The sequence below is a fragment of the Agrococcus sp. KRD186 genome, assembly GCF_017168255.1.
In the GTDB taxonomy this organism is placed as follows: Bacteria; Actinomycetota; Actinomycetes; order Actinomycetales; family Microbacteriaceae; genus Agrococcus.
The window spans coordinates 1-15230 of sequence record NZ_JABFAP010000002.1 but is presented as its reverse complement, the minus strand read 5'-3'; the positions used below and the strand labels follow the sequence as shown (position 1 = coordinate 15230).

The following is a 15230-nucleotide window of genomic DNA, read 5'->3' as shown; positions in this document are numbered from 1 at the left end:
GGTGCTGCGCCACACGGACCACGTCGTCGCGAAACTCCTTGGGAAACGGCTTGGGCATGATGACATCCTTCCAGGCCAGCCCTCCGGGCTAGCCAACTCAGATGTCACCTATCCGTGCAGCAGACCCACTCTCATCGACCGAAACCAGATAAATCAGCCTCTACCAAACCCGACACTTGACACAAGCCATCGCAAGTGGGCAGGGTCGGCGCCGGCGCCCACCTGGTCGGACAGATCCTGGGAAAGGCACCCCGCCGAAGCGAGAGGCCAGGCGATTCAAGAGTCACGACCAGACGGAGCACCAGCACCCACCCTGTCAGCCGACCCCAGGCCAGCCACCTCAGAGACTTACAGGCGCTTCAGCTCTTGTAGTCGATCGCGTCGAGGCCGACAGGTCGTCCACCGACGCGCCAACACCGACTCGCCGCGCGGTCGCCGGCTACGACTTCACCTTTTCGCCGCCGAAGTCGGCATCTGTCCGATGGGCGGTGGCCGATGCGAACACGCAGGCCACAATCGCCGCCGCGCACCTGAAGGCGATCGGCGGCGTGCTCGCTTTCATGGAGCGCGAGCTCGCCGCGACGCTGGCTCTACGTGGTCTACCGCACTTACGGTTGGCCCGTCGCATCGGCTGCGCGCCCGAGTCCGCCGGGAACCGCCCCTGCCGGGCGTGACACCGCGCGGGCGAGGTCGGTGGCTGTCTTCACGAGCTGCTCAATCCGCGCCTCGGTTGCGAGGCTCTTCAAGGTGGTGATGCTGACTCCAAACCTGCCGGACCCCTGGGGAATGTCGGACACGGCAACACCGACGCACAGAATCCCTTCCGTGGTCTCCTCATCGTCAACGGCGCATCGGTTGTGCCGGATCTGTGAGAGTTCCAGTTCGAGTTCGGCCGCCGTCGTTTTCGAGAATGTCGTCAGCGACGGGAGTGGCTCCGCGGCGCGGAGTCGCTCGGTGCTCTCCGTCTTCGGGAGATCCGCGAGCATGGCCTTTCCGAGTGCCGTACAGCTTGCCGGCAGCCGAAGGCCGACACTGGACGCGATCTGGATGCGCTGGTTGCCGTCGTGTCGTCCCAGGTACACGACCTCGAGCCCGTCGAGCGTGGCGAGCTGAATGGTTTCGTTCATGCTGGGCGGCAGATTCTGGCAGGCCTCAGTGAAGCTGCGCAATGGGTCGAGGGCGGCGACGTAGGCCTGGCCGAACTCGAACAGTCGCGGCCCGAGCATGAAGCCATGATCAGTCTCGATCACCATCCCGGCGCCCGAGAGTGCGGCGCAGATGTTCGCGGCTGACGAACGCGGAATCTTGGCGGATGCGGCCATTTGACCGATGGAGATCGGCAGGCCGCGGCTCCTCGCGAGGATGTCGAGGATGTCGGCCGCACGCGTGACTGCGGGCGAGGCCGTCGCGCTCTGCCAGCGACTGCCCGATTTAGAAAGTTGAGTCATGTTGTCCCGTTTGTATGCGTCTAACCCATTGGATCACTTCCGCCTGGATTCGATGTGGCAACCCGCCCCATAGTGTCAGCTGATTGACAGCATGTCTAGGGGTTGACGGATTGCGCGAGCCTGATCTAATCTTGGAGGGCACACAGCGGCGGAACTGCCTGGCGAAGCTCTGAAGTCCGAATCGGATGCCCAACGATGCATCCCCGGGGAGCTTGTTGTTGCGCGAACCGTAGACTGCCGCAATCAATGGAGATGGGAGAATGCTGTGAAGCAGGGAGAAGTTTGTAGGAACTACGAACTTGACTGGATGGCATGCGACAACGGTGAAATGATCGGGCGCATCGACGCCGATTACCTGATCATGACCGCCAAGGGCGACCTCGAGCACTTGCGCAAGCTCGTGCCGGCACCGCTCGTCGCCACAGACGAAGTCGTCATCTATATGGGGTACTTCAAGGAGACGGAGAAGGAAGGCGTTCGCACGTGGGCATATCCGTTCCATGAGTGGGGTATCGGCATCAAGACGCATCTACCCGACGATCCGGACTCTGAGGGCTTGTTCCTCGTGCAGCTCTATGTCGACGACGATCTGGTGCTCGTTCATGGGCGTGAGGTCTGGGGTTACCCGAAGAAGATCGGCCAGATGGCTATCACCCCGCGTTCCGCCGAGGACTCCGATCGCTATGAGTACACGGTCGGGCGCCGGGGATCACACCTCGTGTCGGCTGCGATCGAGGACCTCAAGCCGATCGACAAGGAGGAGTTTCCGTTCTTCGGAAAGGCATACTCCATCTGTTACCGCCAGACCCCGGCCAACACCGAGATTGGGCTCGAGAAGAACGAGCTCGTCTGGGTTCACCTTGAGTTCGAGGCCGCGGACACTATGAAGGGCACGGGCGGCATCTCGATCCAGGACGGTCCGTTCGATCAGATCCCGATCGGCCCGCTGAGCGATTTCACGTCGTACTTCGGTCGTTGCACGTTCAACCACTACGGTGTGGCGGATCGAGTCGTTCAGACGGACGATCTTGCACGCCCTCTCGACCTGTCACGTGCGGGTGCGGCGCCGACCTTGGTCTGAGCTCGACCGTTCGGGCAGCACGGCCTCTCTCAGTCGCGGGCGATCGCAGATCTCGCTCTCAGGATTCGCTCCCGCGCATTGGGAGGGGCCGTGCGGCACCCGCACCACTCCACATAGTTCCGCAGCCGCTCTTGGGTGTAGCTCGTACCCCTCTAACCATTGGATAAGGACAACGTGAAACTGACAGGAAAAACGGCGATCGTTACGGGCGGAGCTTCGGGGATCGGGCGCGCGTCCGCTATCGCGCTCGCCGCGGAAGGAGCCAGCATCGCCGTCAGCGATGTGGATACGGCTGGTACCGAGGAAACGGTGGAACTGATCCACCAGGCGGGCGGCAACGCGATCGCCGTCCGTTGTGACGTCTCGCAGGAGGACGAAGCACGTCGGCTCATCGATGAGACAGTCGCGGCTTTCGGCGGCGTGAACGTACTGTTCAACAACGCAGGCATCAACCCCATGGAGGGCAACGTTGTTGACCTGTCGACCAGTGAGTGGCGGCGAATCTTCTCGATCAACGTCGACGGCATTTTCTATTGCTCGCGCTTCGCCATTCCGGAGATGCGTCGCGGAGGTGGCGGGCGCATCATCAATACCGCGTCGCCGAGCTCGTTCATCGGCTGGGCGGACAACGCGGCGTACATAGCCTCGAAAGGGGCAGTGATGTCACTCACCCGCGCCATGGCTATGGACCATGCACGGGACAACATCACGGTGAACGCGCTCGTCCCAGGACTCATCTTGACGGGCATCGGGCGGAGCTTTCTTGCCGCCCAGGCCGATCCGGCTGCAGCGGAGAGTGGCAACCCCATCGGTCGGGCCGGGTTGCCTACCGAGATCGCGCCATTGGTCGTGTTCCTCGCAAGCGATGCCTCCAGCTTCTCTACCGGGGCGCCCTTCTACGCCGAGGGAGGACAAATTGCGAGCTAACACGCCAGCGCGCGATGCGAGCGCGGTGTCCGGGGGAGCGCCTGAGACGGGGATGGCCGACCTGATCGAACCGATGTCGCGTCTCGAGCGTGTGGCAAGCGGGTTCGGCTTCACCGAGGGTCCCGTTTGGATGCCGGATCAGTCGCTGGTGTTCAGCGACATGCCTCACGACAAGCGCCGGCGCTGGCGCGAACACGGAGGTGTGACGATCGAACGCGCTGAGAGCAACAAGTGCAACGGGATGACGATCGACAACGGCGGCGCATTAATCGTGTGTGAGCACTCGACGAGCAGAGTGGTGCGTGAGGCCGCGGACGGTTCGCGGACGGTGCTCGCCGAACGCTGGGAGGGCCGTGAACTGAACAGTCCGAACGACGTGATCGTCGCGAGCGATGGCGCGGTGCTGTTCACCGATCCCGTGTTCGGCCGGATGTCCGTCTTCGGTGTCGAACGCGACGTGGAACTCGAATTTCGCGGAGTATACCGCGTGACCCCCGCTGGCGAGTTGCAGCTTCTGGCCGCGGACTTCGGGCAGCCGAATGGCCTCTGCTTGTCACCCGACGAGTCGCGACTGTACGTCGGTGATACGGAGCGTGCGCACGTTCGTTCCTTCCAGTACGACTCCAACGGAGCGCTATCGGACGACCGTGTCTTCGCATCCGGGATCAGCGCCGTCAGTGACCACTCCGACGGCTTCGTCGACGGTATGAAGGTCGACGAACTCGGCAACCTGTACGTGACCGGCCCCGGGGGGATCTGGATCTTCAACCGGGCTGGGAGACATATCGGCACGATTGAAGTTCCGGAGAAGGTCTCCAACCTCAACTGGGGCGATTCCGATTGGCGAACGCTGTACATCACAGCCTCGACATCGGTGTATCGAGTTCGAACCAAGGTGAGGGGGAATCAGCTCGGTTACATGCGCGCCGGCCGGAGCCAGTAGAGCCGAAGTGCACGTGCACGTCACGCGGTCGACTTCAACGAAGAACGCTCCGTGACGTGGAGGGCTCCGCGTTTCCCAGGGCCCTCATGGCGGTCGAGGATCCCCAACGCCGCTCACCAAGGCATGAACCTAGGTATCCGCTTGCCTGCATCATCCGGACAGTTCGACCGAACTGTTCCCAACCTGATTCACGAAGAGGTGCATCACCATGAACACAAGAAGACTCGTCGCAGTATTCGCGGCATCGGCCGTCGTCGTAGCCTTGGCTGGCTGCGCATCGGGAGCCGAGGGCGGCGCGGCAGAAGGAACCTCCGCGACAGTGGGGTTCGCCCAGCGCAACTTTGAGAGTGACTGGTGGGCCGCTCAGTCTGAGGGTGCGCGGGTCGCGGCGGCCGAAGAGGGGATCGAACTGCTCGAGTCCGATGCTGGGGGTGACCCCGTCACCCAGAACTCCGACGTGCAGACCTTCATCACTAAGGGTGTGGGAGCGGTCATCATCAACCCCGCCGACCCGAGGGGCGTCGCTCCCTCCGTCACGGCGCTGAAGCAAGCGAGCATTCCGTTGATTGCGGTCAACTCGAACCTCGATGAATCGCTCGCATCGAGCGCCTATTGCTACGTCGCGGAAGACCAGGAGGCAGTCGCGGCCGGAGTCGGCGCCGAACTCGCCGAGGTGATGAAGTCACGCAACACCGGCTCCGCACCCGTTAAGGCGGTGATGGTGGGCGGCTTCCCCGGAGAGGTCGTGACTGAGCTTCGTACCTCCGGATTCGTGAGTGGCTATGAGTCAGTCTCTGGCGCACCCGAACTCGACATGCTGCCGACGGTCTACGGCGAGTGGACGGCCGATGGCGCCCTCGCACCGTTGCGCGAGGTCGCGACGGCGAACCCTGATCTGCAGCTGCTGTTCGTTGCGAGCGACTCGATGCTCCCGCCCGTTGAGTCGGCGTTGACGAGCATGGGGATTTGGGACACGGCAGTGATCGGAACCTACGACGGCGCCATGTCGACCGTGCAGTTCATGATCGACAACCCCGATGGTCCGATCTTCGCGGACGGTGCAAACAGCCCGGACGTGCAAGGTCAAGTGGCGGTCGAGATGGCGAAGGCCGCCATCGAGGGTGTTCCCCAGAGTGAGTCCTGCCCCGGGGGCGTTAAGTACATCGACACGCCTCTCTACACCCCTGGCAATGCCGCGGAGGTCCTCAAAGAGAACGCCAAGTTCTGAGACTGCCGCCGAGTCGTCTGACACTCAGTGAGGAGGGAAATGACGATGGGAACTGATTCGAGATCAGGATCCGATCCGATCGGTCAGGAGGGTCGACGCGACGAGCCGTTGTTGCGGCTCGTCGGGGTATCGAAGAGCTACCCGGGTGTGCGGGCACTCGACGGTGTCGATCTCGAGATCTGGGCTGGCGAGTGTCACGCCATTCTTGGCCAGAATGGCGCGGGGAAGTCCACGCTGGTCAAGATCATGTCCGGAATCGAAGCCCCGAGCGAAGGGGAGCTGTATTTCGAGGGCGCGCGGGTGCGATTCGCGCGCCCAGTCGACGCGCAGCAGGCCGGCATCTACACGATCCACCAAGAACTCAGCCTTTCGCCGGCTTTGACCGTCGCCGAGAACGTGTACATCTCTGACCTGCCGCGCAACAAGCTGGGCGTCATCAACTGGAATGCCGTGCGTCGTAACGCCGCGGCTGCCGTCCGCAACCTGGGATTCGACATCCCCGTCGACACCCCAGTCCAGATGCTCTCGGTGGCTGAGCAGCAGGTGGTTGAGATCGCAAAGGCCTTACATCACAGGGCCAGAGTGCTCCTGCTGGACGAGCCGACGGCGACGCTCCCACAGCCCGACGTCGACCGACTCTTCGAGGTCGTTGACAAGCTGCGCTCTGAGGGCGTCGCGGTGGTGTTCATTTCGCACAGGCTAGATGAGGTCTACCGGTTGTGCGATCGGATCTCGGTGATGCGTGACGGACGCCGGATACAGACCAGATCAGTCTCTGAACTCGCCCCTGACGCCGCGGTTCGCTCGATGGTGGGCGCGAGTCAGGTCGATTTCCTGGGGCAGATCACGAGTGGAGCTCGACGCCGGATCAATCCCCAGGTCGTCGCCAGAGACGCGCCCGTGATCGTGGACGTGCGCGGCCTCAGCGACTCGCACCTGCTGCGTGATATTTCGCTGACTGTCAAGGTGGGCGAGGCCGTCGCTGTCACGGGGTTGGTGGGCAGCGGGCAGTCCGAGCTCGGTGCGGCGCTCTTCGGCAGCAGGGCGCGCACAGCTGGTGAGATCTCCGTCCACACGACTCGTCGCCTGCGGGCCCGCTCGCCGGGCGAAGCGATCGGTGCGGGGCTCGGCATGATCCCCGAAGACCGAAAATCTCAAGGCCTCGTGCTCGACATGACGGTGAAGGCGAACATCTCATTGGCGAGCCTCGGCTCTATCAATCGCTTCGGCGTTCGACGGGGTGGGAAGGAATCGGACATCGCCGACGAGATGATCCGCGATCTCGGCATCAAGGTCTGGGACGCCGAGCAGGTCGTGGGGACGCTCAGCGGCGGGAACCAGCAGAAGGTTGTGTTCGCCAAGTGGATCGCCGCTGGCGCCGACCTCCTCATCATCAACGAGCCGACCCGGGGCGTTGACGTCTCTGCCAAAGAGAGTATCTACGACGGCATCACCAGGTATCTCGCGGAGGGCGGATCGGTGTTGCTGCTCACGTCCGAGCTGAGCGAGGCGCTCATGGCCGACCGTATACACGTCATGCAGAACGGCCGGCTGACCGAATCCTTCGAGCACGAGGCGACGAACCTCGATCATCTCCTGGGCCTACTGCGGTAGCTCATGTCCATAGAACGGAATCATCCAAAATGAGTGACACACTCAAGAATCGCGGTGATCAGCTCACCGCGCCCGCTTCTGCCCCGCAGCAGGCCGTTCGCTTCCGCGTGCGGCGGCTGTTCACGGGGTCGTACGTCCCAATCCTGTTGGCGCTTGTGGTGGTCATAATCATCGGCTCGTTCGCGTCGCCGTATTTTCTCACCGCTCTGAACCTCCAGAACATCCTCCTCTCGGGTGCCATCGTCTCGATCCTCGCGATCGGACAGTTTATGGTCATCGTCACTGCGGGAATCGACCTGTCGGTGGGTGCGATCGCCGCCTTCGCGACGGTCTCCTCGGCCTGGATCCTGGCCCAGGGGGGCTCGCTCGTCGTGGCGATCGGCGGGGCGCTCGTCATCTGCGCCGGGGTTGGCGTTCTGAACGGCCTCGCTGTCGTCTTCGGACGAATCACCCCGTTCATTGCGACACTCGGCATGATGAGCATTATTCAGGGCATCTCGTTCTTTGTGCAGGGCGGGTCGCTCATCGCGATCACGAACCAGGAGTTCATCGGTCTGTTCAACGGCCAGGTACTCGGCATCTCATCGCCCGCCATTCTGCTCATCGTCGTGACGATCGTCATGGCGCTGGTTATGCGGTACACGATCTTCGGGCGACAGCAGTACGCCATCGGGGGCAACAGCCAGGCGGCGCTGCTCTCGGGGCTCCCGGTTCGCAGGAACGTCATCCTCGCCTATGTGATCTCAGGGTTCCTGGCCGGTCTCGCCGGGTTGCTCCTCGCCGCACAGCTCTCTGGTGGCAGCGCGCTGGTAGGTTCGGGCTACGAGCTCGACTCGATCGCCGCGGCCGTCGTCGGTGGGGCCGCACTCTTCGGTGGTAAAGGAAATCCTGTGAGCGCCGTGATCGGTGCACTGCTCATCGGGACCATCTCCAACATCATGAACCTCCGGAGCGTGCAGGCGGAGGGTCAGCTCGTCGTTCAGGGCATCCTCGTGCTGCTCGCGGTGTACCTCACGTCGGGTGGCTCGAAGGATTTCGTGCGCGGGTTCAACTCGCTGTTCAGGCGACGCAACTATGCGCCGATCTCGAACTGAACACCCGGAACGAGCGCGGGCGCGGCGGTCTTCGATTGAGGCGACGCGCGCTCGCGAACAGGCTTCGACCGACCGACCGACCGACGGACCGGCTCGCCGGAGCAACCCATCTTCGAAGCACTGCATCAATGGCTCAAGTAGTAGGGAGAAAGATCAATGAGTTCAACATCACGGTATGCGCGTAAGCCAGAGAAAGTTGACGTGGTCATCGTCGGGGCTGGTGCGACCGGCGGAACGGTGGCGAAGGTGCTCACCGAAAAGGGGCTGTCGGTGGTCGGCCTCGAGCGCGGCCCGTGGTTGACGCCGAAGGACTTCTCGTTTGACGAGGTCAAATACCTCGGACGCAACTATCTGCACCCCGATGTGCGCATCAAGCCGAGGACCCGTCGTCCGGACGAGAACACGAAGGCCGAGATCTTTCCGTTCTCTCCGCTCCCGCAGCAGGTGGGTGGCGGGACGGTGCACTGGAACGCGTGGATGCCGCGCCCCCGTCCCTCCGACTTTCGGCAATTGACCATCCACGGCGAGGTCGAGGGCGCCAGCCTCGCGGACTGGCCGTTTACCTATGACGACATCGAGCCCTACCTCACGAAGGTCGAGTGGGCGTTCGGCACGAGCGGTCTCGACCGTGAAAGCCCATATGAGGTGCGGCGCAGTCGCCCGTATCCCACGCCCCCGCCGCCTGTCACAGCGTTCGGACGTAAGTTCTACGAGGCGTGCGACCGCCTCGGTATCGACGCCGCACCTGTACCGCAAGGTCTCGTGACGCGGGAACACAACGGGCGCCCGCCCGCGCAGTGCACGGGTTTCTGGAACCTTTATGGTGACCCGGGGCTGAACAAGTCGACGACGCTCACGAGCTTCATTCCCGAAGCGCTCGCCACAGGCCTATACGAGTTGCGGGCCGACAGCTACGTGACGCGGGTGAACGTGGGGCGGGACGGTCGCGCGAAGAGCGTCACCTACCTTGATCCCGACGGTCGCGAGGTCGAGCAGGAAGCTGAGATCGTCGTCTTGTGCTCGACCGCGATCGAGTCCGCGCGCCTGCTGCTGCTGTCGACGTCGACACTGTTTCCGGACGGGCTTGCGAACAGCAGCGGCCTGGTCGGGCGCAATGCGACCTTCCACGAGTACTGCTATGCCACCGGGCTGTTTGACAACTTGGTGAACGACCCTCTGTACGGCTGGACTGGCTACTACCTCAACGGGGGATCGTTCCAGTTCTACGAATCGGACGCGTCACGAGGTCACATTAACGGATCGTTCATCACGGCGTCCGGAACGTTGCAGCCCATCAACTGGTCAATGCCCGACCGCCCATTGTGGGGTCAGGCCATGAAGAACGCAGACCGCGACTACTTCAACTACGCGATGAAGATCGGGATGATCCTGCACGACATGCCTCAACACACGAACCGGGTCGACCTTGACCCCGATGTTCAAGACGCGTGGGGCATGCCTGTCGCACGGATCACCTACACAAGCCACCCGAATGACATCGCGATGGCGAACTGGCAGGTTGCCAAGAATGCCGAGATCCTCGAGGCCGCCGGTGCCTCGCGCATCCACACCGTCGGTCTCGCCGACATGATTCCCGGTACCACGACTCACCAGCACGGTACGGCCCGTATGGGCACGGACCCGTCGAAGTCGGTGCTGAACGGCTGGGGCCAGGCGCACGACGTCGACAACCTGTTCGTGCTCGACGGCAGCGGGTTCCCAACAGCGACCGGAGTCAACCCCACGCCGCTGATGATGGCGAACGCATGGCGCTGTGCCGAGCACATTGCAGCCACGCCCGGCATCGGAAGGCGCCGCGCCGACCGGGCTGCCGGAGAGACGCGCCCCTATGCCCCCCGAGACGGCGGCCGCCTGCCAAGTGACGAGGTGCATCCGGCCAGCAAGGCCGCATGGGCCAACGACATCCCACCCATTGACCCGGATTCCACCGAACGGCTCTTCTTCAGTGATCACGAGTGGGACACAATCGAGGCTGCGACGGCGCGGATTATGCCCACGGATCACGATGCCGGAGCGAATGAGGCCGGGGTCACTCTCTTCATTGACAGGTACCTGTCGGGCATCGAGTACATTTACGCCTCTGCCGACGGGTCGGGCTTCCTGGCAATGAGCGGGAAGGAGGCCGACGCGTGGCGGGGCAGGATCGCCGAGCTCCAGGCGACGTACCACGAGGGGGTACGCGAACTCGATCGCCTCAGCCGCGACGCATACGGAGTCGAGTTCGTCGCGCTCGATGAGCAGCAGCAAGACGAGGTGCTCGTGACGCTTTCGGGCGCTCCGAAACCTGAGTCCACGGTGCTCAGCGACGAGGTCGCCTGGGTGCCGGCGGGGGCAGCGGCATCCGATCGGGGGGCGTCAGACAACGGGTCCGACTTCTTCTCGGCTCTCCTGCTACACACGCGGCAGGGGTACTACGGCGACCCCGTCTACGGCGGGAACCGCAATCGCGTGGGTTGGGACGTGGTCGGCTTCGATGGGCCGAAGTCGCTTGAAGACACAACGAACGGCGTGTTCAACGTCGAAAAGTACATGCTCGGTGAGATGGAGTGGCCATACACGTGGCCAGCCTCCGATGCGCCTGAGGGAGCAGACGCGGACGTCGTCGGGCGAGGAGAATGAGATGACGACGGTCACGTATATGGGAGAAGGCGCGATAGACGTACGCCGCAGCGAGCCGAAGGAGCCGGGTGCCGGAGAGGTGCAGGTCGCCGTCGCATACACCGGTATCTGTGGGACCGACCTGCACATCCTGCGCGGACATATGGACCATAGGTCGCCGACCATCATCGGTCATGAGATGAGTGGCAACGTGTCGGCGGTGGGTGAGGGTGTCGACGGCTTCGAGCTCGGTGATGGCGTCACGGTGATGCCCCTCGCGTGGTGCGGTGCGTGTCGTGCGTGCCGCGATGGTCACAACCACGTATGCCACAATCTCGAGTTCGTCGGCATCGACTCACCTGGTGCACTGCAGACCACATGGAACGTGCCGGCGAACATTGTCATCCCGTTGCCCGCCGCGATTCCACTTCGCGATGCCGCGCTGGTCGAGCCCGTAGCCGTGGCCGTCCACGACGTCAATCGCTCGCGACTGATGGCAGGCGAGCGGGCGGTGATCATCGGCGGCGGGCCGATCGGTGCACTGATCGGGGTAGTGGCGCGTGACCTCGGTGCCGAGGTTCTCGTGATCGAAGTGGATCGCGAGCGGCAGGCGAACATCGCTGCACTCGGATTCTCAACGATCAATCCACTCGATGTCGATCAGGTGGAATGGGTGGAGAGGTGGAGCGACGGCGATGGGGCAGATGTCGTGTTCGAGGTCTCGGGATCGGCGCCCGGCATTCTGGTTGCGACTTCGCTCGCCCGAGTACGCGGCAGAGTGGTGGTCGTCGGCATCCAGGCGCATGCTCAGCCACTCGACCTGCCGCGCGTGTTCTGGCGCGAGCTCGAGATCCTCGGAGCACGGGTTTACACGCGCGAGGACTTCGTTCAAGCCATTCAGCTGATTGCTGAGGGAACGGTTCCGGTCGACGCGATCGTCTCGCGGGTTGTTCCCCTCGAGAGCACGATGGAGGCATTTGCTGCTCTTGAATCAGGCAAGGCGATGAAGATTCTCATCGACTGCCAGGCATCGGAGGCGGTTTGACATGCATGCAACTCAGACTGAACTTTTCGACCTAAGCGGCAAGCGTGCCGTCGTTACAGGGGGGAACCGGGGCATCGGGCTCGAGATCGCCTGCGCGCTCGCGGCAGCCGGCGCTGAAATCGCGTGCGTCAGCAAAAGCCTGCAGGGCCCGGAAAGTGAGGTGGCCATGCGGGTACGTGAGACGGGTCAGGCGTTCGAATCGTATGCGGCCGACTTTTCGGATCGAGCAAGCGTGTACCGGGTTCTTAAGGAGTTGCGCGCCGACGAAGTTGACATCCTCGTGAACAATGCTGGCACCATCCGCCGCCAGCCTGCCGTCGAGCACAGCGATGAATACTGGGATGAGGTGATCGCCGTGAACCTTACGTCACAGTTTGTGCTGACCAGGGCGATTGGCGAACTCATGCTGGCGCGCACCCGCGGAAAGATCATCTTCACGGCGTCGCTCCTGAGTTTCCAAGGAGGCGTCCTAGTTCCGGGCTATACGGCGGCGAAGTCGGGGATCGCTGGACTGACAAAAGCGCTCGCGAACGAATGGGCCGCCCGGGGCGTGAACGTTAACGCTATCGCGCCCGGATACATCGCGACGGATAATACGGCCGCGTTGCGCGCCGACGGTGAGCGCACTGCGGCGATCTTGTCGCGCATCCCCGCCGCGCGATGGGGCAAGCCGTCCGATCTGCAGGGTGCGGCAGTGTTTCTGGCCGCGCCTGCATCCGACTATGTGAACGGAGTGACTCTCCCCGTCGATGGTGGCTGGCTCGGGCGATGAGTATTGAAGCTGCACTCGGTGAGATCGTTCCGATCGTCGTCATCGACGACGCCGCGCACGCCGATCCTCTCGCCGACGCCCTCGCCGCAGGAGGCGTCCGCTGCGCGGAGGTGACGCTGCGCACCCCGGCGGCGATCGACGTGATCCGGGCGCTTGCGCGGCGCGACGGCTTTACAGTCGGCGCTGGCACGGTCTTGTCGGCGGACGACGTGGTGCGAGCTGTCGATGGCGGGGCACAGTTTTTGGTTAGCCCAGGACTTGACACGAGTGTGCTCGGTGCCGCCCTCGCGGAATCGATCCCCTACGTGCCCGGTGTCGCCACAGCGACGGAAATTCAGCGCGCTTCCCGTGCCGGCGTGGCGCGCCTGAAGTTGTTTCCGGCTCAGCAGCTCGGCGGGCCAGCGTTGATCGACGCGCTCGCCGGTCCCTTCGCCGGGGTGTCCTTCATGCCGAGCGGTGGTGTGAACCCGTCCAACGCGGCGGAGTATCTCTCGAAATCGTCGGTCTTTGCTATCAGCTCGAGCTGGATCACACCGCGCGCGCTGATCGCCGACGGCGATTTCGACGAGATTCGTCGACGCTGTGCGGAGATCGTCATGTTGAGTCGGAGACTGGGGTGAGCATCGCGGACATGTCAGCCGTTCCCCGCGCCGGCGGCGTGGTCACGTTCGGCGAGACAATGGGCCTATTTGTCTCGGCCGACCCGGGACCGCTCGTGCACGCGGGCACTGTGCACCTGGGGATTGGAGGCGCCGAGAGCAATGTGGCAATCGCACTTCAGCGGCTCGGGGTTTCTACCACGTGGCTGGGGCGGCGGGGTAACGACAGCGTTGGAGACTTGGTCGAGCGGGAGCTGCGCGCTGAGGGGCTTGATGTCTTTGCTATCAGGGATTCTGCGCAGACAGGTCTCATGATCAAGGAACGACGCACCAGTAGTGTCTCGCGCATCTGGTATTACCGGGCGGGCAGCGCGGGAAGTCGGCTCGCGCCCGGGGACATTCCCGAGGGACTCATCGAGCGATCGGCGCTTCTCCACATTACCGGCATCACGCCCGCACTATCGGAGACCGCGAGGGACGCGACGTTCGAGGCTGTCTCCCGTGCAAATACGGCGGGGGTGCCTGTGTCGTTCGATATCAACTTCCGCTCACGCCTGTGGTCCCAGGACGATGCGCGCGAAACCCTCGTGGCGCTAGCAGCGGCATCGGACGTGGTCTTCGCGGGAGACGAGGAGGCGCGCATCATCGTCGACGGCACGGGCGAGGTCGAGCTCGCTCATGCCATCCGCAAGCTGGGGCCGCGCCAGGTGTTGATCAAGCTCGGCGCGCGTGGGTGTTTCGCTGTCATCGACGATGAGGAGTTCGCGTTCGCGGCCGTGCCGGCGAACGTCGTCGACACTGTCGGCGCCGGCGACGCGTTTGTGGCCGGCTACCTCGCCGAATTGCTCGCGGGCCGGGAACCGCGATCGCGACTTGTCACCGCCGTGCGTTCAGGGGCTTTTGCATGCGAAACGGCGGGCGACTGGGAGGGCATGCCGTTTCGTGAGGAGCTGGCTTTGCTTGGCGCTAGTGAGCCCGTCGTGCGCTGATGTTGATGGCGGCCAGGATTTCAGGCACCTCCTTCTACCGATCCGAGGCTAACGGCGAAGCCGCTGCCGTAGCGTTCGACGTCCTCGCCCATCAGGAAGACGCGATCGTCGCGCTGCAGCGCGTCGCGGATCGCCGCGCGCGTCGCCTCTGACGCGTAGCGCTTGTCGGTAACGCGAGTCTGCGGAGTTGGTAGCGGTGTTCGGTGTTGTTGGTTGCGGCCCGGCCATCGCTGACCGGGCCGCTGGCCGTCACTCCCAGTAGGTGTCGCCTGCGCGGGCGTGGTCGTGGCGGAGTCGGCGCATGTCGATCTGGCCGAGGTTGATGGTGCGGGCGTGGTTCGCGAGCCGGTTCACGATGGAGTCCGCCGCGACCCGGTCGGGGAGCTCGGTGACCCTGAATCGGCTGTAAGTCTTGGGAGTGGCTGGCCTGGGGTCGGCTGACAGGGTGGGCGCCGGCACCCACCTGGTCGGACAGATCCTGGGAAAGGCACCCCGCCGAAGTGAACCGTCCCGGGTCTGACCTGAGTCGTGCCAAGTTAGTGCGTAGTTTCGGCTGACGTGATGGCCTCGAGAATGCTGGCCGCGTCTTCTCCTAGCGGTGCGGTGGCGACAAGCTCGGTGCCGGCGATGTCGACGGTCACGTCGCGTAGCGGCTTGAGGGTGCGGACGAGCTTCTTGATGCTCACGCCGGTGATGTCCTGGAGGTGTCGCGCGACGGCCAGCGCGCAGAACACGATCGTCAGGCCTGGATCGTGTCAGATTAGTGCCCTGCAGCTGACCTGAGTTTGGCCAGAATTTCGGCGCCTTCGCCTGCTGCTGGGGTCTCGGCGGTGAGCTGGTGCCCGTCGATGCTGATCACGACATCGCGCAG

The 15230-nt window shown here is 63.7% G+C and carries 14 protein-coding genes and 1 pseudogene; 13 read left to right on the top strand and 2 right to left on the bottom strand.

What is annotated here, in order from left to right:
• Positions 1-176: 176 nt before the first annotated feature.
• Positions 177-674: a relaxase domain-containing protein gene (locus J1M46_RS15960; protein WP_446698594.1), complete on the top strand. Its 498-nt coding sequence runs from the start codon at positions 177-179 to the stop codon at positions 672-674.
• On the opposite strand, the gene J1M46_RS14935 is transcribed toward J1M46_RS15960, so the two are convergent.
• Positions 609-1448 (bottom strand): IclR family transcriptional regulator, encoded by an 840-nt coding sequence (locus J1M46_RS14935; RefSeq protein ID WP_206448780.1) that lies wholly within the window; start codon positions 1446-1448, stop codon positions 609-611. The genes J1M46_RS15960 and J1M46_RS14935 overlap by 66 nt on opposite strands.
• Positions 1449-1713: 265 nt before the next feature.
• Between J1M46_RS14935 and J1M46_RS14930 the strand changes: the two genes are divergently transcribed.
• The 12 genes from J1M46_RS14930 to J1M46_RS14875 all read left to right on the top strand — a co-directional run bounded on the left by J1M46_RS14930 (position 1714) and on the right by J1M46_RS14875 (position 14511).
• On the top strand, positions 1714-2529 hold the full coding sequence (locus J1M46_RS14930; protein WP_206448779.1) for an acetoacetate decarboxylase family protein: 816 nt from the start codon (positions 1714-1716) through the stop codon (positions 2527-2529).
• Between the two features lie 174 nt (positions 2530-2703).
• Entirely contained in the window at positions 2704-3456 is a 753-nt protein-coding gene (locus J1M46_RS14925; RefSeq protein WP_206448778.1) for a glucose 1-dehydrogenase, read from the top strand.
• A 52-nt stretch (positions 3457-3508) separates the two neighbouring features.
• Entirely contained in the window at positions 3509-4399 is an 891-nt protein-coding gene (locus tag J1M46_RS14920) for an SMP-30/gluconolactonase/LRE family protein (protein WP_206448777.1), read from the top strand.
• A gap of 208 nt (positions 4400-4607) precedes the next feature.
• Positions 4608-5627 (top strand): sugar ABC transporter substrate-binding protein, encoded by a 1020-nt coding sequence (locus J1M46_RS14915; RefSeq protein WP_206448776.1) that lies wholly within the window; start codon positions 4608-4610, stop codon positions 5625-5627.
• A 39-nt stretch (positions 5628-5666) separates the two neighbouring features.
• Positions 5667-7241, top strand: a complete 1575-nt coding sequence (locus tag J1M46_RS14910) for a sugar ABC transporter ATP-binding protein (protein ID WP_206448775.1) — start codon at positions 5667-5669, stop codon at positions 7239-7241.
• 29 nt (positions 7242-7270) lie between these two features.
• On the top strand, positions 7271-8335 hold the full coding sequence (locus J1M46_RS14905; RefSeq protein WP_206448774.1) for an ABC transporter permease: 1065 nt from the start codon (positions 7271-7273) through the stop codon (positions 8333-8335).
• A gap of 201 nt (positions 8336-8536) precedes the next feature.
• Positions 8537-10975, top strand: coding sequence for a gluconate 2-dehydrogenase subunit 3 family protein (locus J1M46_RS14900; RefSeq protein ID WP_342384419.1), 2439 nt, complete (start codon positions 8537-8539; stop codon positions 10973-10975).
• 1 nt (position 10976) lies between these two features.
• Positions 10977-11999: a zinc-dependent alcohol dehydrogenase gene (locus J1M46_RS14895; RefSeq protein WP_206448773.1), complete on the top strand. Its 1023-nt coding sequence runs from the start codon at positions 10977-10979 to the stop codon at positions 11997-11999.
• 1 nt (position 12000) lies between these two features.
• Positions 12001-12771 (top strand): SDR family oxidoreductase, encoded by a 771-nt coding sequence (locus J1M46_RS14890; RefSeq protein WP_206448772.1) that lies wholly within the window; start codon positions 12001-12003, stop codon positions 12769-12771.
• Positions 12768-13391 (top strand): bifunctional 4-hydroxy-2-oxoglutarate aldolase/2-dehydro-3-deoxy-phosphogluconate aldolase, encoded by a 624-nt coding sequence (locus J1M46_RS14885; RefSeq protein ID WP_206448771.1) that lies wholly within the window; start codon positions 12768-12770, stop codon positions 13389-13391. The genes J1M46_RS14890 and J1M46_RS14885 overlap by 4 nt, the downstream gene beginning before the upstream one ends.
• Complete coding sequence (locus tag J1M46_RS14880; protein WP_342384418.1) at positions 13388-14359, top strand: sugar kinase; 972 nt, start codon at positions 13388-13390, stop codon at positions 14357-14359. Before J1M46_RS14885 ends, J1M46_RS14880 begins: the two co-directional genes overlap by 4 nt.
• 5 nt (positions 14360-14364) lie before the next feature.
• Positions 14365-14511, top strand: coding sequence for a hypothetical protein (locus J1M46_RS14875; protein ID WP_206448770.1), 147 nt, complete (start codon positions 14365-14367; stop codon positions 14509-14511).
• Between the two features lie 384 nt (positions 14512-14895).
• Here J1M46_RS14875 and J1M46_RS14865 read toward each other — a convergent pair.
• Positions 14896-15102: pseudogene (locus J1M46_RS14865) on the bottom strand (IS1634 family transposase); the annotation flags it as partial.
• Positions 15103-15230 lie beyond the last annotated feature (128 nt).